The sequence below is a fragment of the Streptomyces sparsogenes genome (assembly GCF_001704635.1).
Lineage (GTDB): Bacteria > Actinomycetota > Actinomycetes > Streptomycetales > Streptomycetaceae > Streptomyces > Streptomyces sparsogenes.
Genome location: NZ_MAXF01000175.1, coordinates 1 through 19,602, shown reverse-complemented (window position 1 = coordinate 19,602; position 19,602 = coordinate 1). Strand labels below are relative to the sequence as shown.

At 74.6% G+C, this 19,602-nt stretch carries 9 protein-coding genes and 2 pseudogenes; 8 read left to right on the top strand and 3 right to left on the bottom strand.

Going from position 1 to position 19,602, the window contains the following annotated elements:
- Window positions 1–47: 47 nt before the first annotated feature.
- Both BBH68_RS42630 and BBH68_RS43625 read right to left on the bottom strand, forming a co-directional pair.
- Entirely contained in the window at window positions 48–6,893 is a 6,846-nt protein-coding gene (locus BBH68_RS42630; protein WP_245738422.1) for a type I polyketide synthase, read from the bottom strand.
- Between the two features lie 190 nt (window positions 6,894–7,083).
- A pseudogene (locus tag BBH68_RS43625) lies at window positions 7,084–7,713 on the bottom strand (nitronate monooxygenase family protein); the annotation flags it as partial.
- A gap of 328 nt (window positions 7,714–8,041) precedes the next feature.
- Here BBH68_RS43625 and BBH68_RS43620 point away from each other — a divergent pair.
- From BBH68_RS43620 to BBH68_RS32785, 8 genes and pseudogenes are all read left to right on the top strand, one after another.
- The gene (locus BBH68_RS43620) at window positions 8,042–8,419 is read left to right on the top strand and encodes a hypothetical protein (protein WP_065967412.1); all 378 of its coding nucleotides are present in this window, start codon (window positions 8,042–8,044) and stop codon (window positions 8,417–8,419) included.
- Between the two features lie 183 nt (window positions 8,420–8,602).
- Window positions 8,603–9,148 (top strand): annotated as a pseudogene (locus BBH68_RS32815) (TerD family protein); the annotation flags it as partial.
- 83 nt (window positions 9,149–9,231) lie between these two features.
- The gene (locus BBH68_RS32810) at window positions 9,232–9,717 is read left to right on the top strand and encodes a nucleoside deaminase (protein ID WP_065967410.1); all 486 of its coding nucleotides are present in this window, start codon (window positions 9,232–9,234) and stop codon (window positions 9,715–9,717) included.
- A 213-nt stretch (window positions 9,718–9,930) separates the two neighbouring features.
- Window positions 9,931–10,218 (top strand): hypothetical protein, encoded by a 288-nt coding sequence (locus BBH68_RS32805; protein ID WP_065967409.1) that lies wholly within the window; start codon window positions 9,931–9,933, stop codon window positions 10,216–10,218.
- Window positions 10,215–12,269 carry a hypothetical protein gene (locus BBH68_RS32800; RefSeq protein WP_065967408.1) on the top strand — a complete coding sequence of 685 codons (2,055 nt, stop codon included), beginning with the start codon at window positions 10,215–10,217 and terminating at the stop codon, window positions 12,267–12,269. Before BBH68_RS32805 ends, BBH68_RS32800 begins: the two co-directional genes overlap by 4 nt.
- Before the next feature lie 5 nt (window positions 12,270–12,274).
- Window positions 12,275–16,480 carry a type VII secretion EssC family protein gene (locus BBH68_RS32795; protein ID WP_065967407.1) on the top strand — a complete coding sequence of 1,402 codons (4,206 nt, stop codon included), beginning with the start codon at window positions 12,275–12,277 and terminating at the stop codon, window positions 16,478–16,480.
- 165 nt (window positions 16,481–16,645) lie between these two features.
- Window positions 16,646–16,942, top strand: a complete 297-nt coding sequence (locus BBH68_RS32790) for a hypothetical protein (protein ID WP_065967398.1) — start codon at window positions 16,646–16,648, stop codon at window positions 16,940–16,942.
- A gap of 62 nt (window positions 16,943–17,004) precedes the next feature.
- Window positions 17,005–18,678 carry a serine/threonine-protein kinase gene (locus BBH68_RS32785; protein WP_065967397.1) on the top strand — a complete coding sequence of 558 codons (1,674 nt, stop codon included), beginning with the start codon at window positions 17,005–17,007 and terminating at the stop codon, window positions 18,676–18,678.
- 18 nt (window positions 18,679–18,696) lie between these two features.
- Here the strand turns inward: BBH68_RS32785 and BBH68_RS32780 are convergent.
- A partial coding sequence (locus BBH68_RS32780) for a helix-turn-helix domain-containing protein (RefSeq protein WP_065967406.1) occupies window positions 18,697–19,602 on the bottom strand: 906 nt, incomplete at its 5' end.

The following is a 19,602-nucleotide window of genomic DNA, read 5'->3' as shown; positions in this document are numbered from 1 at the left end:
GCCTCTGCCCGGCGCCGCCGCACCGTGGTCGTCGTACGCCACGGTCGTCACCAGCCCGACGCGGTGTAGACCACGGCCCCGGCCGACTCCCCGCCCCACGCCAGCTCGCGCAGCAGCGCCAGCGTCCCCTCTTCGGGGTCGATGAGTTCGACGCCACGCCGCGCGTATGCGCGGGCGAGCGCGGGGCTGACCATGCCGGCGTGCGCGCCGGCGGGCGCCCAGGGACCCCAGTGGACCGTCAGCGCCCGGCCGCCGGTGCGGGCCGCCCACCGCGCGCCGAGGGCCTCCAGCGCGTCGTTGGCCGCCGCGTAGTCGGCCTGGCCGCGGTTGCCGAGCACGGCGGAGACGCTGCCGAAGAGCACCACGAACGCCGGCCCGCCGCCCCCTCCCTGACCTCCGCCCGGCCCGCTCGACGGCACCCCCGGCCCGGCGGCGGGCCCGCCCGGGCCGGTCGACAGCTCCTCCAGCGCGTCCAGGAGGGTGCGCGCCCCGCCCGCCTTCGTGTCGAACACCCGCTGGAAGGACTCGGCGGACTTCTCCTCGATCAGCCGGTCCTCGATCACGCCCGCCGCGTAGACGACACCGTCCAGCCGGCCGTGGTCGGCGTGGATCTCCTTGAGGGCCTGGCGTACCGCGTCGGGGTCGCGGACGTCGACCGACCGGTAGCGCGCCCGGGCCCCGAGGCCGCCCAGCTCCCGCAGGGTGGCGGCCACTTCGCGGCGCGCCAGGATCAGGGCCGCCTCCCGCTGGATCTCGGCGGGCTTCCGGCCGCCCCGCGCGGCGAGCGCCGCGTGCAGGGCGGCTTCGTCCCGGGCCCCGGCGGTGGCCGGGTCCTCCGGGCCGGTGGGGGCGGGGGTGCGGCCGAGCAGTTCGATGCGGCAGCGGGCGGCCGCCGCGAGGGCCGCCGCGCACCGCGCGGTGATCCCGCGCGCCCCGCCGACCAGCACGACCACCGAGTCGTGGTCGAGGCCGATGGCCGCCGCCTCCGCGGCCCCGTCCCCGGCGGGACCCGCGCCGGAGCTGCCGAGGATCCCCAGTCCGCTCTCCGCGAGTTCGAGTCCGCGCCGTCCGTCGGCGGTGCGCAGCACGACGGGCGGGTGGTCGGGGGCGAGCACCTCGGCCAGCAGCGCGTCGGCGGCGTCTGCGGCGGACGCGGTGGCGGGGAGGTCCACGACCGTGGCGGCCGTGTCCGGGTACTCCCGGGCGACCGTGCGGAACAGGCCGTGCAGCCCCGCCGTCCCGACATCCAGCGGGTCCGCCCGCCGGGCGGCCACCAGCCACCGCGGGCGGCGCCCGAGGGCCGCCCGCAGCACCGGGTAGGCCGTGGGCAGCACCGGCGCGCCCGATCCGCCCCACGGCTGGAGCAGGACCACCCCGTCCACGGGGCCGTCGTCCTCGCCGAGGAGATGCCCGCCCGCCAGGGCCACCGCCTCGGCCCCGTGCCCGCGCAACCGCCCGCCGACCGCCTCGGCCACGGCCTCGTCGCCACCCAGCAGCACGAACCGCCGCCCGGCGAGGACGGCCGAGGGCTCATCGGTCGCCCTGGCCTCGGCCAGTGGTACGGCCCGCAGCAGCATGCGCTGGGGCGCCACGCCCGTGAGGGTGGGGGAGGCCGGCCCGGAAACGGGGGGTTCGGGGCTGCCGTTGACGTGCGGTCCGCTGTCGTCGGGGGCGACGGGCGTGGCGCCGGCCGCCGCGAGGTCGGCGCGTGGGGGAGCGGTGTCCGGGGGCGCGGGGGTTTGGTTTCTTACGGCGACGGTGGCCGCGAGCGGCGCCGGGCTCTCCTGCGCCGGGTCGGCGGCGAGGCGCGGGGTGAGCCAGGCGGTGACCGCGGCGGTGGTGCGGGCCTTCGTCAGCTCCTCCAGCTCCTCGTCCGCGAGCGCGGCCGCGCCGTCGCGGCCGGTGCCGCCCACACCCAGGCGCATCGCCAGCTCGCCCGCGATCTCGGCCCGCTTGATCGAGTCGATGCTCAGATCCGCCTCCAGATCGAGATCCGGCTCGATCATGTCGACCGGGTATCCGGTGCGTTCGCTGATGATCTGGGCGACCATCCCTGCCACCTCGGCCTCGGTGACCGCCACCGGCGCGTCGGGCACCACCGGTTCGGCGAGGGCCGCCGTCGCGGCGCTTACCGGCCCCGGCGCAAGGGCCGTGCTCGCTTCCCCGACACCGACACCGACACCGACACCGCCACCCGCTTCGGCCTGCGCGAGCGAACCGGCCACCCCGTACCCGGACGGCGCCGCCGGCGCCGCGGGGCCGGTGCCCGGCACGGCCTCCAGGTGGGTCAGCAGCACATCGCGCTGCGCCGCGACCATCTCGCGGCTGGTCCTCAGGAACTCCAGGATCAGCGCGTCCCGGTCCGTCTGGCTCACCGTCGCCTCCACGACACGTCGGGCTGGCGCCAGGGCGCCGGGCAGGAGTTCCCCCGCTGCGGTACGGACCAGCTGCCCGTCCACCGTCCAGCCGGGCCGCTTCGGCGCGGTGGCGCTGCCGGCGTCCACGGCGTCGCGGCCGCGGAACAGCCAGCCGGTGCGCACCGGCAGCCCGGCGACGGCCAGTTGGGCCAGTGCGTCGAGGAAGCCGTACAGCCCGCGCGGGCCGCCGCCGACGGCCGCGCCCCGCGCGCCGGCGCGCCGTCCCTCGAAGGCGATGGCGCGGTGCGGGCGGTCGCCGAGGATCTCGCCGACCAGCCGGGTGAGCACGGTGCCCGGCCCCGCCTCGACGAACACCCTGGCCCCGGCCTCGTACATGGCCTCGATCTGCTCGACGAAGCGGACCGGCGCGCCGATCTGGGCGGCCAGCTCCGCGCGGATCGCGTCCGGGTCGCCGGCGTACGGGGCGGCGGTGCGGTTCGCCCAGACCGGGTATTCGGGCGGACGTACCGGCTGTCGGCCGAGTGCCTCGGCGAACCGGCGGCCGGCGGCGGCCACCAGCGGGCTGTGGAAGGCGCAGGCCACCGAGAGCCGCTTCACCGAGTACCCGGCGTCCCGGAGCAGCTCGATGGCGGTGTCCACGGCCTGCCGGGGCCCGGAGACGGCGGTCTGGCGCGGCGCGTTGTGATTGGCGGCCACGACCCGGTCGCCGAGGCCGCCTTGCCGCAGGACGCGTTCGACGTCGTCGCGGCTCGCGCTCACCGCCGCCATGGTGCCCGGCTCGGGACCGGCGTCCCGGGCCGCGTCCAGGATCGCGGAGGCCCGCTCGGCGCTCAGCTCCAGCAGGGCCGCCGGGGCGAGCGCGCCCGCCGCGCAGAGCGCGACCAGCTCGCCGTAGCTGTGCCCGGCGGCCATGTCGGGGCGGACACCGGCTGAGGTGAGCAGCGCGTGCGCGGCCAGGCCGACGACGCCGAGGGCCGGCTGGGCCACCCGGGTGTCGGTGATCCTGTCCCGCTGCGCGGCCCGTTCCGCCTCCTCGAAGGCGGCCGGCGGGTGGAGGACGGCGGCGTGGGCCCGGTCGAGCCGGGCGAGGCCGTGGAGTTCGGGGAAGGCGACGAACAGATCGGCGAACATGCCGGGCCGCTGACTGCCCTGCCCCGGGAAGAGAAAGGCGACCTTGCCGGGCGCAGACGCGAGGCCGCCCCCGCCGCCCGAGCGGCCGTCGTCACGCGGCCCGGACTCGCCGCCCGGCACACCACTGCGCTCCAGCCCGCCACCGCCGTCCGGCACACCACTGCGCTCCGGCCCGCCACCGCCGTCCGGTGCGGCAACGCCCTGCGGGCTGTCGCCACGCGGCGCACCACTGCCCTCCAGGCCGCCACAGCCCTCCGGGCCGCTCGCCCCCTCCGGGGCGGCCAGGTGGATTCCCGCGGCGGGGTCGTGTTCCCCCGCCAGGACGCGACGCAGTTGCGCCGCCAGCCCGGCGGGGCCGCCCGGGGTGGTGGCCACTACGGCGGCGTGGACCGGGCCCTGGGCGGTCCCGGCGCGGGTGGCGGCGGCGAGGGCGAGGTCACGCAGGCGCCAGGGCGACTCCCCGGGCCCGGCCGCCTCGGCGAGGGCCAGGGTCTCCTCGACGGCGCGGAGGGCGGCCGCCCGGTCGGTGCCGCGGAAGGTGAACAGCTCGGCGGGCCACGCGTCCAGGGCGTGGGCCGGGGGCGGCCCGGAGTCATGGGCGGCCAGGACGACGTGGAAGTTGGTGCCGCCGAAGCCGAACGCGCTGAGCCCGGCGATCCGCTCGGCGGGCGGCGCCACCCAGGGGGCGGCCTCGGTGTGGAAGGCGAAGGGGCTGCTCCGCGTGTCCCAGGAGGTGTTCGGGCGGCGCAGATGCGAGGTGGGCGGCTTGACGCCGGTGTACAGCGCCAGCGCGGTCTTGATCAGCCCCGCCAGACCCGCCGCGCACTTCGTGTGCCCGATCTGCGACTTGACGGAGCCGAGCGCGCAACCGCCCGCCGTGGCCCCGGCGGCGGTGAACACCTCGGTGAGGATGGACAGCTCGGTGCGGTCGCCGACGACCGTGCCGGTGCCGTGGGCCTCGACGAGACCGATGTCGGCGGGGGAGATCCGGGCGTTGCGGTAGGCGCGCTCCAGCGCGGCCCGCTGGCCCTCGGGCCGGGGCGCGGTGAGCCCGAGCGACCGCCCGTCGCTGGAGCTGCCCACGCCCTTGATCACGCCGTACACGCGGTCGCCGTCGCGCTCGGCGTCCGCCAGCCGCTTGAGGACCACGCATGCGACGCCCTCACCGAGAGCGATGCCGTCCGCCGAGGCGTCGAAGGTGCGCGAGCGGCCCGTGGGGGACAGGGCGTGCACGGAGGAGAAGAGCACGTAGTCGTTGATGCCGTTGTGCAGGTCGGCACCGCCGCACAGCACGAGGTCGCTGCCGCCGGTGACCAGCTCCTTGCAGGCCACGTCGACGGCGGCCAGTGAGGAGGCGCAGGCCGCGTCCACCGTGTAGTTGGCGCCGCCGAGGTCGAGCCGGTTGGCGATCCGCCCGGCGATCACATTGGCGAGCATGCCGGGGAAGGAGTCCTCGGTCAGTTCGGGCAGCTGCTCGGCGAGGGCTTGGGGGACCGTGTCGAGGTAGGACGGCAGCACGGCGCGCAGCGTCTGGGCGCTGGACAGGTCGCTGCCCGCCTCGGCGCCGAAGACGACCGACGTACGGGACCGGTCGAAGGCCCGGCCACCGGCCGGCGAACCGACCTGCGGGCCGGTCGGCGAACCGACCCGCGAACCGGCCTGAGAACCGCTCGGCGACGCGGCGCCGCGAGGGCTGCCGCGGTCGTCGGGCACGGCGGCGTACCCGGCGTCCTCCAGGGCCCGTCGCGCGGCCTCCAGCGCGAGCAGTTGCACCGGCTCGATGCTGCCGAGGGACGCCGGCGGGATGCCGTAGCGGAGGGGGTCGAAGGGGATGGGGGGCAGGAAGCCGCCCCACTTGGAGACCGTGGCGCCGTCCTGGTCGGCGGAATAGTGGACGGCGGGGTCCCACCGCGACGCGGGCACTTCGGTGACGGCGTCGACGCCGCCGACCACATGGGCCCAGAACGTGGCGAGGTCGGGGGCCTGGGGGAACATGCACGCCATGCCGACCACGGCCACGTCCACGGGCGGCGGCGCCTCCCGCTCCGTCGGCGCGGGCGCGGCCTCGCCCAGGCGCTCGCGGAGCGCGGCCGCGGCGGTGCGGAAGAAGTCGGCGGCGGCCGGGGCGACGCGGTGGTGGAGGGCGGCGACGGTGGTGGTGTCCGAGCGCAGCACGGCCACGTCTCCCGCCATGAACATGCCATCCTGGAGTTGACGTTGCTCCCCGACCGCCACCAACGCGCCGCCCGGGTCCCGCTCGACCCCCTTCCCCGCGATCCGCAGCCGGCCGACGTTGAGCCGTTCCAGCCGCTCCCACACCTGCCGCTGGGGGACACCCTCCTCGCGCAACCGCTCCTTGACGGCCTCGAACTCCTCGGTGAACGGGCTGGGCACACAGCGGGTGGCGTGCCCCGGAGCGGTCTCCAGCAGCGCGGTGCGCCGCGCCGTCACCACCTGGCGCTGGAAGAGCGGCTGGACGGCGCCGTGGGCGACCGCCTCCTCGGTGAAGAGATACGCGGTGCCCATCAGGAGGCCGACCGCCACGCCGCGCCGGATCAGCGGGGCGGCGAGGGCGGCGACCATCGCGGCGGACCGCTCGTCATGGACACCGCCCGCGAAGAACACCTCGATCCGGCCCGCGTCCCCGCCCTCGATCTGGCCTGCGTCCCCGCCCTCGGTCCGGGCCGAACTCGCCGCCGGGGCGCCCCCGTCCTCGGTGCAGGCCGCGCCCCCGTCGCGGCCCGCCTCGTCGAGGAAGTCCTCGATCACCGCGATCTGGGCCTCCCACAGCGGAAAGCTGTTCCGCGGGCCGACGTGTCCGCCGCACTCGGCCCCCTCGAACACGAACCGCCGGGCGCCGGACCGCAGGAACTGCGCCAGCAGGCCCGGCGAAGGGACGTGCAGGAAGGTGGCGATCCCGGCCTTCTCCAGCGCCTCGGCCTGGGCGGGCCGCCCGCCCGCGATGATCGCGTGGCTGGGCCGGATCTCCCGTACGGCCTCCAACTGGGCCTGTCTGATCTCCTCGGGGGCGAAGCCGAGCACCCCGACCCCCCACGGGCGCCCGGGGAGGGCGGCCGCCGCGTCCGCCAGCATGGCGCGGGCCCGCTCCCGCCCGGCGAGGGCCAGGGCCAGGAACGGCAGGGCCCCCTCGGCCGCGACCGCGGCGGCGAACCCGGCGCTGTCGCTGACCCGGGTCATCGGCCCCTGTGCCACCGGCAGCCGGGTGCCGAGCGCCACGCTCATCGGGGAGCCCGGGAGCAGCGCCGCGGCGGCGCGTTCGTCCCGTACGGCGCCCCGCACGGCCTCGGCCACGGCCCGGACGGCCCGGCCCACGTCGCCATGGCGCTCGGCGAAGCGCGCCGCCAGGAAGCCGTCCTGACCCACGGGCAGCGCGGCGGCGCGCGGATCGCGAACGCGCGGATCGCCGCGGATCGCGAACGCGCGGATCGTGAACGTGCGGATCGGGAGCGCCCGACCCGCGGACCCGGCGGCGCAGCACCCGCTGGCCGTCGACCACGACGGTTTCCGAGCCGTCCAGGGAGCGGATCGCGGCGGCCGTCTCCTCCGGCACCCCCGACTCGGCGAGCAGCGCGAGCTGGGTGTCCAGCACGACGCCCGCCGCGCCGCCGACAACCGCCGCCGCGGCCGTATGGACGCCGATCCCGCCGCAGGCCCACACCGGTACGGACACCCCCGGCTCGGCGAGCAGCCGCTGGAGCAGGACGAATGTGCCGAGCGCGCCGACCCGGCCGCCGCTCTCGCCGCCCCGGGCGATCAGGCCGTGCGCGCCGGCCCGTACGGCGTCGAGCGCCTCCTCCAGGTCCGTGACCTCGGCGAGGACGCGACGGTGGCCCACGGCGTCGGCCACCCCCCAGGGGGAGTCCGGCGCGAGGACCACCGTGTCCGGGCCCGCCCCGCCGCCACCTCCGACCCCCGTCCCACCTCCGGCCCCCACCTCACCGGGGTCCGCCACAAGGTCCGCCGGCGCCAGTCGGCAGCCGGGGCCGACCCGCACCCCGTAGCGGCCGTCGGGTGCCCAGTCCCGCAGACGCTCCAGCGCCTCCCGGGCCGACCGGTCCCCGGCCCCCAGGTCGAGGACCCCGAGCCCGCCGGCGCGGCCGACCGCCGCGGCGAGCCTGGCGTCCGGCCGTCCGAAGGGGGTGATGCCGATGACGAGGTCGCCGAGCCGGGCAGCAGATCTCATGGCTTCTCCGAAAGATTCGGCGGAGCGGGATAAAGGGAGATCATTCCCGGCACGTGCAGCGAAGGTACGGCTTCGGATATCCGCCGGGGTGCGACGCGAGCATGAATTACACGACGGCTCTGATGGAACGTCAAGACCGACACCGCCGCCGGATCGGTGATCGGTCCCGAACCGGCCGGGGTGAGCGAAGGGCTCGCTTGCGACAAACAAGGGCAGAACCCCATCCCCGTGCCGGCCATCGATTTCCATTCGATGAACGCGCCGATTCGGCCACATGGCGAGCTGCCCCGGCCACGAGGCGGCCGGATGGGGCCTATAAGGTGCCCGGGTGCGGTGGAAAGACGGATCCGGAGTCAAGTGGCGGCTGCGACAGCAGAGGCTGGCGTGGCCGCGGTGGGTCAAACCGGAAGTAGCCTTCGAGCACGCTCCCAGCGGCCTGGGCGACGATCCGATCTCCGCGATCATCGCTCTGCCCTTCCTGCTCGTCTTCGCCGTGATGACGCCCTTCTGGCTGGCCGAACTTCTGCTGCGGCTGCTTCTGGCCCCCCTGGCGGCCGTGCTCCGTCTCGCCGGCGTCATCCCGTACCGGCTGAGGCTCTACAAGGCGGGGCGGCTGACCGGTTCCCACGCAGCGCACGGCCACGGCGAACTGGTGCGGCTGCGCCGGCAGCTCGTCCAGCGGGGCCCGGCCGGTGACGGCCGCTGACAGGCGTAGGCGGGCGGGGACCGGTAACGCATGGGTGGCCGGGAGAGGCCGCGGGTCCGCCCGGCCGCCGTGTTCCGCCGTTCCCGGCGGGAGCCCGCTGATAAAATCGACAACCGCAGTACCAGGCAGCGGGATTGAGACACCGGGGATCCGGGCGCGCGGGAATTCCGCCGGCTCAATTCCGGGAAGGGGAGTCAGGTGACCGGCCTCAACAAGGGTCCGAGCAAAGTCCAGGTGGCGCTCAAGTGGGACCCCAGCCCGCTGGGGCAGCCCGCCCATGATCTCGACCTCGTCGCGGCGACCTACACCGCGGCGGACCCGTACGGTGAACCGGCGTACCTGGTGCACTTCGACAGCCGGTCGCCCGACGGCACCATCACCCTCAACAGGGACAGCCAGACCGGCCAGGGCTTCGGCGCCGACGAGGTCATGACCCTGGAGCTGGACCGGCTGGCCCCCGACTACCGGCGGGTGGTCGTGGGCGTGGCCATCCAGCAGAACCACGGTCCCAAGACCTTCAGCGACGTGGCCAACTGCAGCTTCCGGATAGCCGACGGGATCACCGAGCTGGTGAACAGCAGTTTCGTCGGCGCGCTGGGCGCGAAGGCCGCGACGATCGCCGAATTCACCCGGAGCGACTCGGGCGAGTGGGAATTCCACGAAGGGGTCCGCGGATTCGACACCGACCCGGAGGAATTCTCCTCACTGATGGGCAAGAACTACTCCTGACCACCGGTCGGCCTCAATCCGGATGCGTTCGCGCGCGGTGACGATCTAGCATGCCGCGAAGATCACTTCCTGAGGAGGCCACCATGGTGAGCGATGCCGACCTGCGCCGACTGCGCCGCTGCGTGGAGCTCGCGACCGAGGCCCTGGAGGCGGGCGACGAGCCGTTCGGGTCGGTGCTCGTCGCCGCGGACGGGACCGTCCTCTTCGAGGACCACAACCACGTGGCGTCCGGCGACCACACCCGGCACCCGGAGTTCGAGATCGCGCGCTGGGCCGCGGCGCACCTGACCCCCGAGGAGCGCGCCGCGGCCACCGTCTACACCTCGGGCGAGCACTGCCCGATGTGCGCCGCGGCCCACGGCTGGGTCGGCCTCGGCCGCATCGTGTACGCGAGTTCGTCCGAGCAACTGGCGGCCTGGCTCGGCGACCTCGGGGTCCCCGCGCCGCCCGTCCGGACCCTGCCCATCCGGGAAGTCGTCCCGGGCGCCGTGGTGGAGGGGCCGGTCCCCGCGCTGGCCGAGCGCATCCGCGAACTGCACCGCCGCTTCCACGACTCCGCACGCCCCTGAAAGCCCCTGAAGGCTCCTGAAAGCAGCCCCGGGCCCGCTCCTCCTCACCCCGTGAGCGGGCCCCGCCGGCGCGCGGTGCGCCGCAGGCCAAGGACCGTGCGCCCGGTGCCAATGACGCCCGATCACCCCGACGCCAGAATTTCCCCCTGAGCCGCGTGGAGTGGCCCGAGGAAAGAGAACGGGAAATCGAGTTGGGGTACGGGGAGCTTTGCCGTGGCTGACGGGGACCTGCAGGCCCGAAAGCGAGAACTGCAAGAGAAGATCGACCAGGCGCAGGGCGCGCTGAATCGCATCCAGGCCCTGTCGGACCAGTACTGGGGCATTCTCGCCTCGGCCTGCGCCGCCATGAACGGCGGCGCCTGGTTCGGCCCGAAGGGGCAGGCCTTCGGATCCGCCGCGGCCGCACACCAAGGGGAACTGCAGGGCGCCCTGAGCGAAGCGGTGGAAAGCGCCCGGCGTAAGGTCGCCGCATTGCGCACCGAGCTGAGCGGGCTGCGATGAGCGGCGCGGTCGGAGTGAAGCAGCCCGCCTTCGACCAGATGGTGGCCCGGTTCACGGCCGCCTGCGGGCAGGTGGAACAGTGCGCCCAGGCGCTGCAATGGGAGCTGAGCCAGGCCCAATTGCCCGTCGGGCCGGCCACACGGCTGCGCGGCATGGCCGGCCGGATGCGCGCGGAGGCCAGTGACCTCAGGCGCCGCCAGGCGATCCTGCAACATCTCCAGGCGACCACGGCGTACGTTCCCCAGTGGACGCCGACGGGGACGCTGTGGGACCTTCCCGACGACATTCGCGCTCTGCAGGCCGGCATGGACGGCGGCAAGGCGGCCGAACTCGCGAAAAAGGCGGCGCAGGGCGACGCCAAGGCGCTGTCCCAGCTCCAGAAGTACGGCGCTCAGGCGGGCGACCCCAATTTCGCCAAGGCGCTGCTGCTGGGGCTCGGCGCCAAGGGGGTCATCGAGCTTCCCGCGTCGCTCGCCAAGAAACTCAAGAGCGATGTGGTCGCGGGCGACGGGGACAAGGCGAGCACGGACCGGACGCTGATCGTGGGCACGCTCAAGATGCTCAGCAGGGCACTGGCCGTCGGCACGGGGCCGCGCGGCCTGGATCCCGATTCCGTCTTCATGCATCAGCTCAAGGCGGAAGGGCGCGCGGAGCACCGTTTCCCGGGCGGCGGCGGCACGTACCGGGGATATCAGTCGCTGTCGACGGTGCTCGGGATGAGCGACGGCCATCCGCCGTTCTCGCCGCAGTTCATGCGGACGATCGGCCGCGACATGATCGACTTCGATCGGACCCGGCCCGGGCTGAAGCCCCAGCCCATCGTCCCCGGAAGGCCCTACGAGCCCCCGACGTCCACCGACCCCCTGCCCGACCTGGGCGGACTGCTGCACCTGGGCTGGCTGCTCACCCCGGCCAAGTACGCCCCCGCCCAGCAGGGCAACGGGCTCGACCGGCCCACCGACTACCTGAACGGCCTGATGAAGGCGGCGGCCTTCAGCAAGGAGGCCTCCCAGGCCCTCCTCAAGAACAACCTCGGCTATCTGCTGCACGACCGGCGCGAGAAGTGGGCGCGGACGGACCACGGCACCACGCTGGGGCTCGCCATGAAAGCGGCGATGTCGGACGACGACCCGGAGTCCGCGGGGCTTTTCGCGGAGGCCAGGGAAGCCCTGGGCAAGGACATCCGCGCCAATGTGAAAGCCGACGGCAAAAAGCTGAAGGTCCTGGACCTCGGCCAATGGGAACAGCTTTCCGGGCTCAGATATTCCCTCGGGCTTATCATGAGGTCTCATCTGGAAAACATGGAAACCAGTTTAGAGGGTAAGGATTCGGCCGCGAAGGACTACGACGCCCTCCTGGCTTATGTCGTACTGGACAACGAGGCCTTCTGGGCCCTGGCCAACAGCCAGATCGCCCGCACCCGCATCGGCCTTGACGCCCGATACGCCTCCGGCATTGGGACGGATGAGACGCTGGCGCAGAGCATGGGCGCGCTGGGACATATTTTTACGCTGCGGGAGAAGATGCTCGACGCGGTCGGAGAGCAGTACAAGAAGCAGTCCGACGCGAAGGGCGAGCTGATCAAGCAACTCGTCGGCACGGGTATCGGATACCTCCCCATCCCCTATGCCAACCTCTTCGGCAAGGGAGTCAAGGAAGTTTATGAGGAAGGGGTGAAGTACGGGTACGGCAAGGCCGGTGACTGGCTCACCCAGCAGGCGCAGAGCCTCCTGGAGGACAAAAAGCTCAGGAATCAGCTGCCTTCCTTCGATAGCGACCAGGCGGCCGGCGACGAACTCGTGTACCAGATGCTCAGGTCCACCTTGGTCGCGCATATCACCCAATTCCCCCGGGTCGACCCCGAGGAGCTGAAGCAAAAGATCTTTATGCAGAAGCCTCCGCAGGAGTGGGGAGATCCGGAGAAGGGCGACTTCGTCAAATATTGCAAGGAAAAAAACATCCCCATGAAAGCCTCGGTGGACAAGGCCAACTCCAGCATGAACCACGCTGAGGGTGAAGCGGTCAACCACTTCGCCGACCCCAAGGAATGACCGCCATGCGCATCATCTACGACGACGGCCAGTCGGAACAGGAACTCCAGCTCCACCTCGGCCGCCCCGACGCCACCACCGCCGACCTCGCCGCCGCCCTCGGCGAGCCCGGCCACGCCCTGGCCGTCGACGAGCGCCCCACCCAGCCGGACGTGGCGCTCACCGAGTCCGGCATGGTGCACGGCTCGAGGGTCACGCGCACCAGCAGGGTGCCGCTGGCCCGCAGGCCCGCGGCCGTGCTGCGACTGGTCGGCGGGCTGGAGGCGGGCCGCAGCGTGCCGTTGGAGCCGGGGCGGACCGTGGTCGGGCGGGGCGCCGAGGCGGACGTGCGGCTGTCGGCCACCGGCGTCTCCCGGTCGCACGCCGCGCTGGAGGTGCTGCCCGACGGCAGCGTGTCGGTCACCGACCTGGAGTCGGGGAACGGCACGGACGTGGCCGGCACCCGGATCTCGGAACCGGTCCGCGTCCACCCCGACGACCTCGTCTCCTTCGGCGGCGAGGCCCTGGCCCGGATCCTGCCCCCGGACCACCTCGGCCCCGTGCAGCGCGTCAACGCGGTGCGCGAGGCGGGGCCCGCCGGGACCCTGCCGTTCAACCGGGCGCCGCACGGTGGCCGCGCCCCCGAGCCGTCCCCGATCGCCGTGCCCGAGCCACCCCCGCGCGCAGACAAGCCTCCGTTCAGCATCTCCAGCATGCTGGGCCCGCTGCTGATGGCCGGGGCGATCGTGGCCCTGACCCACGACATCCGGTACGCGGCGATCGCCGCCCTCACCCCGCTGATGTTCCTGGCGAACTTCTTCGAGGAGCGGGTGCGCGGCCGGTTCAGCCTGCGCCGCGGCATGCGGGAACACGCCGCCAAGGTGGCCGAGTTCGAGAAGACCGTGGCGGAGCGCCACGCGGCGGAGGTCCGGGCCCGCCGGGCCGCCCACCCCGATCCCGCCGAAGTGGTCCACCGGGCGAAGGCGCCCGGCCTGAGGCTGTGGGAGCGCCGCGCGGACGCGCCGGACTTCCTGCGGGTCGTGGCCGGCACCGCCGATCTGCCCTGGAACCCGCCGCTGGCCATCGGCTCCTCGGGGCAGGCCCCGGAGGCGGCGGACATCCTGGCGGAGCGGGACACGCTGCCTCAGGTGCCGGTGGTCGTCGGGGTGGCGGCCGGCGAGGCGGTCGGCTTCGAAGGGGACCGGCCGGCCGCGCTGGCCGTCGCGCGGGCGCTGCTGTGCCAGGCGGTGGTGGACAGCGGACCGGCTGATGTGACCCTCGCGCTGTTCACCGACCCCGAGCGGCTGCCGGACTGGGACTGGACGAAGTGGCTGCCGCACGGCGCGGACCCGGGCTCGGGGTCGGCCCGCCTGGTGGCCGTGGGCGCCGAACAGGCACACACGCTGGCCCGTGCCCTGCTCGCCGCGTCGCGGGGCGAGGCCCCGGACGGCCGCCGGCGCCGCCCGGTGCTGCTGGTGGTGGTCGACGGCGCCACGCTGCTGGAGGGCCGGCCCTGCCCGCTGCGCGAGCTGCTGGCCGGTGGCGCCGTACCGTGCGGCGGGCTGGTGCTGACCAGGCGGCTGCCCGCGCTGTGCACCTCGGTGGTCACCGCCACCGCGGAGGGCGTGGGGCGGGTGCGCGACGTGGCCTCAGGCGACGTCGTGGACAAGGTGCTGCTGAACGGCATGCCGTTCGACCAGGCGCGTGACACGGCCCGGGCGCTGGCCCGTTTCGAGGACCCGGAGCTGCGGGTGGAGGGCGCCGGGCTGCCGGACCGTATCTCCCTGCTGCCGCTGCTGGACCTGGCCGCCGTCTCGGGGGCCGAGGTCGGCGAGCGGTGGCGCAGGCGCGTCCCCGACCTGCGGGTGCGGGCCGTGCTCGGGGTCAGCGAGCGGGACCTGTTCACCGTGGACCTGGACGACGACGGGCCGCACGCGCTGATCGCCGGGACCACCGGTTCCGGCAAGAGCGAGCTGCTGCGCACCCTCATCGCGAGCATGGCCACCGACGCCGACCCCGAGCACCTGACCTTCGCGCTGGTGGACTACAAGGGCGGCGGCGCCCTGGACGAGTGCGCCGAGTTCCCGCACACCGTCGGCCTGGTCACCGACCTCGACGAACAGCTCAGCGAGCGCGCCCTGCGCTGCCTGGAGGCCGAGATCCGCCACCGCGAGCTGCTGCTGCGGGAGACCGGGCTCAGCCATGTGCGCGACTACCAGCGGATGCGCGACAACGAGCGTCCCGATCTCGAGCCGATGCCCCGGCTCGCCGTGGTGATCGACGAGTTCGCCACCCTGGTCAAGGCGCTGCCGGACTTCGTCGACTCGCTGGTCAGCATCGCCCAGCGCGGCCGCAGCCTGGGCGTGCACCTGATCATGGCCACCCAGCGGCCCGCCGGCTCGGTCAACGACGCCATCAAGAACAACGTCAAACTGCGCATCGCCCTGCGCCTGGAGAGCGCCGAGGACTCCCGCGACGTGATCGACAGCCCGGCGGCGGCCGGGATCGGCAGCAGACAGTGGGGCCGCGCCTACTACCGGCTCAGCGCCCGGGAGGTGCTGCCGGTGCAGACCGCGCTGTCCACCGGCGTCACCCCCAAGGCCGCGGTGACCGCCCCGGTGACCGTCGCCCCGTTCCTGCTGGGCCTGCCGGCGGTGGGCCCGGTCACCGAGGAGCCCGACGGCGACACCGACCTGCGCCGCCTGGTCACGGCCGCCCAGAAGGCCGCCGCGGGGGCCGGGTTCGCCCCGCCCCGGCGCCCCTGGCCCGACCCGCTGCCCGCGGTCGTACGCTCCGCGGACCTGCCCGCGGCCGCGGAGCGGGGGCTCCTCGGCGAGGCCGCCGGCCTGCCCGCGTACGCGCTCGCCGACGACCCCGACCGCCAGCGGCAGTACCCCGTCGGCTGGGACCCGGCCGAGGGCAACGTCCTGATCTACGGCGGGGGCGGCTCCGGGACCACCACCGCGCTGGCTGCGCTCGCCCTGACGGTCGCCGGCTCCCAGCCGCCCGACCGGTGCCATCTGTTCGTCCTCGACCTGGGCGCCGGGGACCTGGCGCCGCTCGCCGCCCTGCCGCACACCGGGGCGCACATCGGCTCGGCCGAACGCGAGCGCATGCTGCGGCTCGTCCGGCTGCTCCGCCGCGAACTGGACGAGCGCAAGGCCCAGGGCACCGCCGACCGGCCCGACTGGCTGGTGCTGCTGGACAACCTGGGCGCGCTGATCTCGGACCTCGACAAGGACGTCGCCGGGATGAACACCCTCGACGAACTCGCCCGGGTCTACGCCGACGGCCCGGCCGTCGGCATCCGCTTCGCGGTCACCGCCGACCGCTCCGGCGCCGTGCCGTCCGCCTGGGCGTCGCTGACCCGGCAGAAGCTGCTGATGCGGCTCGCCGACCCCACCGAGTACGGCTACTTCGACGTGCCGCGCGGCTCGGTGCCCGGCTATGTGCCCGGCCGCGCCGTGGTGGCGGACAGCCGGCAGGTGATCCAGATCGGCTGGCCGGGCGAGGACCTGGCGGCGGCCGTCGCCGACACCGCGGCCCGCTTCCCCGACGCGCCGCGCACCGCCCCGCGGATCGGGCTGCTCCCCACCGACCTGTCCCGCGCCGACCTCGGCGCGGAGCTGTCGGCCGGCGGCGAGCCGTGGTGGATTCCGGTCGGCCTGGACGCGGACACCCTCGGCCGCGCCGGGCTGCGGCTGTACGAGCACGAACACGCCCTGATCGCCGGGCCGCCGCGATCCGGCCGCAGCACGGCCTTGTGCACCATCGCCCACCTGACGCGGGCCGCCGCCGAACCGCCCGCCGTCGTCGCCTTCGCCCCCCGCCGCTCGCCCCTGCGGGACCTGCCGGGCCCCACGGTCCTGGTGGACCGCTACGACGGCCTGGAAGAGGCCCTGGCCGGCTGCCCGGGCCCCACCCTCCTGCTGATCGACGACGCCGACACGGTGGACGACGAGACCGGAGTCGTGGACCGCTGGCTGTCCTCGGCCGGCCCCGGCCGCCATCTGGTCGCGGCGGGCCGCGCCGAAGCCCTCCGCCGGGGCTACGGCCACTGGACCCAGCGGGTGCGGGAGAGCCACTGCGGTGTGCTCCTCGTCCCCGACCACGACCTCGACGGGGACCTGTTGGGCGCCGTGCTGCCCCGGCACGACCGGATGGCGGCCCTGCCCGGGCGCGGCTACCTGATCAGCGACGGCGCGGCCGCCGGCGTCCAGGTGGCCCGCTGACCACCACCCCCGCCGTGTCAGCCGGCGCGGCACGGCACCGCGACGGCGCGTGTCCGCCGTGCGCCGGGTGCCAAGGACCCTGCGCCCGGCGCCAATGACACCCCACAGCCCCGGCAGAAGAATTCCTGTCGGACAACATCAGGAAAGAGAAAGAGGAATCGCAGCATGTCAGGAGCAGCAGGAGCGGGCACGGTCAAGGTCGACGAGGCGGCGCACACCGCGAGCCGGAAGTTCCTCACCATCATCGACGGAGGCTTCCAGCACTCGATCGACCAGCTGTCCTCGGCCGGCAGCGTGCTGAGCGACCCGACCCACTGGAGCGGACGCCACGCGAACGAGTTCCGTTCCGCCTGGCAGGGGGCGCAGGCCGACCTGAGGAAGATCAAGCAGGCGCTGGACGAGTTCCAGCGGAAGTTCGACACGGTGCTGAAGGAGATCTCCCGGGCCGGCGGCAACGGCTGAGTCCGCACCAGGCCCGGGACGGCGGCGTTCCCGAACGAACATGGCGTCCCTGAGGAAGATTGATGTCTGAGAGAGCACCGGCCCGGCCCGAGGCCGGGGAGCTGACCGCGGCCGACCTCGAGGAGCTCGGCGCGAAACCGCTGCTGAAGACGGACCCCGCCGACATCGGCCCCTACCGGGTGCTCGCCCGGCTCGGCGGGGGCGGGATGGGCCGGCTCTACCTCGGACGGGACGCGGGCGACGCCGCGGGCTACCGGGCCGAGTCCCTCGTCGCGATCAAGGTGATCCGGCCGGAGTACGCCGAGGACCCCGGGTTCCGCCGCCGCTTCGAGCGCGAGGTGGAGGCGGTACGGCGGGTCCACGGCACATACACGGCGGGGCTGCTGGACTCCGGGTTCGACGACGAGGAACGCCTGTGGATGGCCACGGCCTACATCCCCGGGCTCTCGCTGGCCGACGCCGTACGCCGCTTCGGGCCGCTGCCCGCCCCGGTCGTCTGGCGGCTTGCCTGCGAGATCGGGCAGGCGCTCGGCGCCATCGCGGCCGCCGGGATCGTGCACCGCGATCTCAAGCCGTCGAACGTCCTGCTGGGCGGGGACGGTGTGCGCGTCATCGACTTCGGTGTCGCGCACACCGCCGACACCAGCGCGCTGACCATGACGGGCCAGCAGCTGGGCACCCCCGCCTTCATGTCCCCCGAGCAGGCGAACGGACGCGAGGTGGACACCGCGTCCGACGTCTTCTCCCTCGGCTCGGTCCTGGCGCTGGCCGCCGCCGGCACGGCCCCCTTCGGCGAGGGGGCGACCGGCGATGTCGTCCATCGCGTGATCTACGCCCCGCCGGACGAGGCCGTGCTGGCCAAGGTGGCCGAGACCGACCCGGAACTCGCCGAGCTGATCACCGGCTGTCTGGCCAAGACCGCGGCCGAGCGGCCGACCCCGCGCCGGATCGCCGAGCTGGCACGCGGGCACGAGCCCGCGCTCACCTGGCCGGCCCCGGTGGCGCGGGTGATCGAGTCCCGAGCCACCTGGATGGGGCCGACCGCCGCGGTCCCGCCCATGGACCAGCTGACGGTTCTGCGCCGCGCCGCGCCCGAGCGCGCGGCGGGGGAGGCGACCCGGAGCCGGCGCCCGCTCGTGCTCACCGGAGCGGCCGTCGCCGCCGTCGCCGTCGGAGCGCTCGCCTTCGCCGTACCGAGGATGGGCTCCGCCCCCAAGGAGCGGGCCGAGAAGCCGGCCGCCTCCCCGCGGAGCGCGTCCGCCACCCCCTCCCACCCGGCCCCGACCGGCAAGGCGCCCAAGAAGGGCGGGAAGCACCGCACGGAGAGCCCGCCGGCCCCCGGCTCGACCACCGTGATCGTCGTCTCGCCGCCCACCGGCCGGCCGGCGGACGGCGTCCCGTCGGGGGAGGGCGCCTCGCCGCGGCCACAGCCGCGACAGCCGGGCGACAAGGCCACCACCCCCCACAAGGCCCCGGCCCCGACCGGGGAGCCGCAGCCGTGGAAGTCCTGCGACGCGTACGCGGGGACGGCGCTCACCCAGTTGGGGGATCGGAACAGGCGGGTGGTGCAGGTGCAGTGCATCCTCAAGGGCCGTGGCTACGACATCGGCCCCCACGGCATCGACGGCCAGTTCGGAGCCGACACCCTGGCCGCCGTCAAGAGCTTCCAGCGGCACCACGGGCTCAGGGCCGACGGTCAGGTGGGCGTGCACACGTGGGCCGCCCTGCGCGGCTGAAGCGGCCCGCCCGCCGCCTCAGGGGCGCGGGTGGCGGCGGTACTCGCCCGGGGGGACCCCGTACGCCTTCCTGAAGGCCCGGCTGAACGCCGCGCCGTCCGGGAAACCCCACCGCCTGCCGATCTCCCCGACGCCCCGCTCGGCCAGCGAGGCGTCGGCCAGGTCCGCCCGGGCCCGCTCCAGCCGCCGCTCCCGGACCCAGTCCCGCACGGTCAGCTCCTCCCGCTGGAACAGCTGGTGCAGATACCGCACCGAGATGTGGTGGGCCGCCGCGATCGTCGCGGGGGACAGGTCCTCGCGGCCCAGGTTCCGCAGGACGAACCCCTTCACCTCCCGCAGCAGCGCCTCCTGCCGGGCCCGGGCCGACGGCAGACCCTCTTGGAGCAGCCCCTCGGCCTCGGCCAGATGCGCCAGGAAGGCCACCGCCAGGTCCACCGCCGCCGAGCCCAGCCGCCCCGTCTCGGACAGCCGGGGCCACGCCGCCTCCTCCGCGAACCCCCGCAGAAACCCGCCCAGCAGCGCCCCCGGGCCGGGGCGCGCGGGGATCGGCCGCGCCGTCAGGCTGCTCAGCGCGTGCCCCGGGACCGGCACCAGGTGCTCGGGCAGGTGGAGGATCACCGCCCGCGCGGGCCCCTTGGCGAGCACCGCCGTCGCACCGGACGGCGCGGCGGCGTCGTACAGCAGCAGATCACCGCTCTCGCAGTCGACCGTGTCGCGGTTCCGCTCGAACCTCATCGTCCCGCCCACCACCAGCGCGACCTGCCAGCGCTCGGGCGCCGAGCGCGGGACCGGCTGGGGCACGCGCGGGGACGGGGGCGCCGGGGGACGCAGTACGGACACCCCCACCCCGCCCAGTCGCAGCCGCTGCCCGTCCGCCACACGCATGTTCATCGTCTTTCCGTTCCGGCCATCTCCCTCGTCGGG

Coding starts and splice junctions, on each gene's coding strand:
- BBH68_RS32810 (WP_065967410.1), top strand. CDS start 9,232: ATGGTGAGCGATGCCGACCTGCGCCGACTGCGCCGCTGCGTGGAGCTC.
- BBH68_RS32800 (WP_065967408.1), top strand. CDS start 10,215: ATGAGCGGCGCGGTCGGAGTGAAGCAGCCCGCCTTCGACCAGATGGTG.
- BBH68_RS32795 (WP_065967407.1), top strand. CDS start 12,275: ATGCGCATCATCTACGACGACGGCCAGTCGGAACAGGAACTCCAGCTC.
- BBH68_RS32790 (WP_065967398.1), top strand. CDS start 16,646: ATGTCAGGAGCAGCAGGAGCGGGCACGGTCAAGGTCGACGAGGCGGCG.
- BBH68_RS32785 (WP_065967397.1), top strand. CDS start 17,005: ATGTCTGAGAGAGCACCGGCCCGGCCCGAGGCCGGGGAGCTGACCGCG.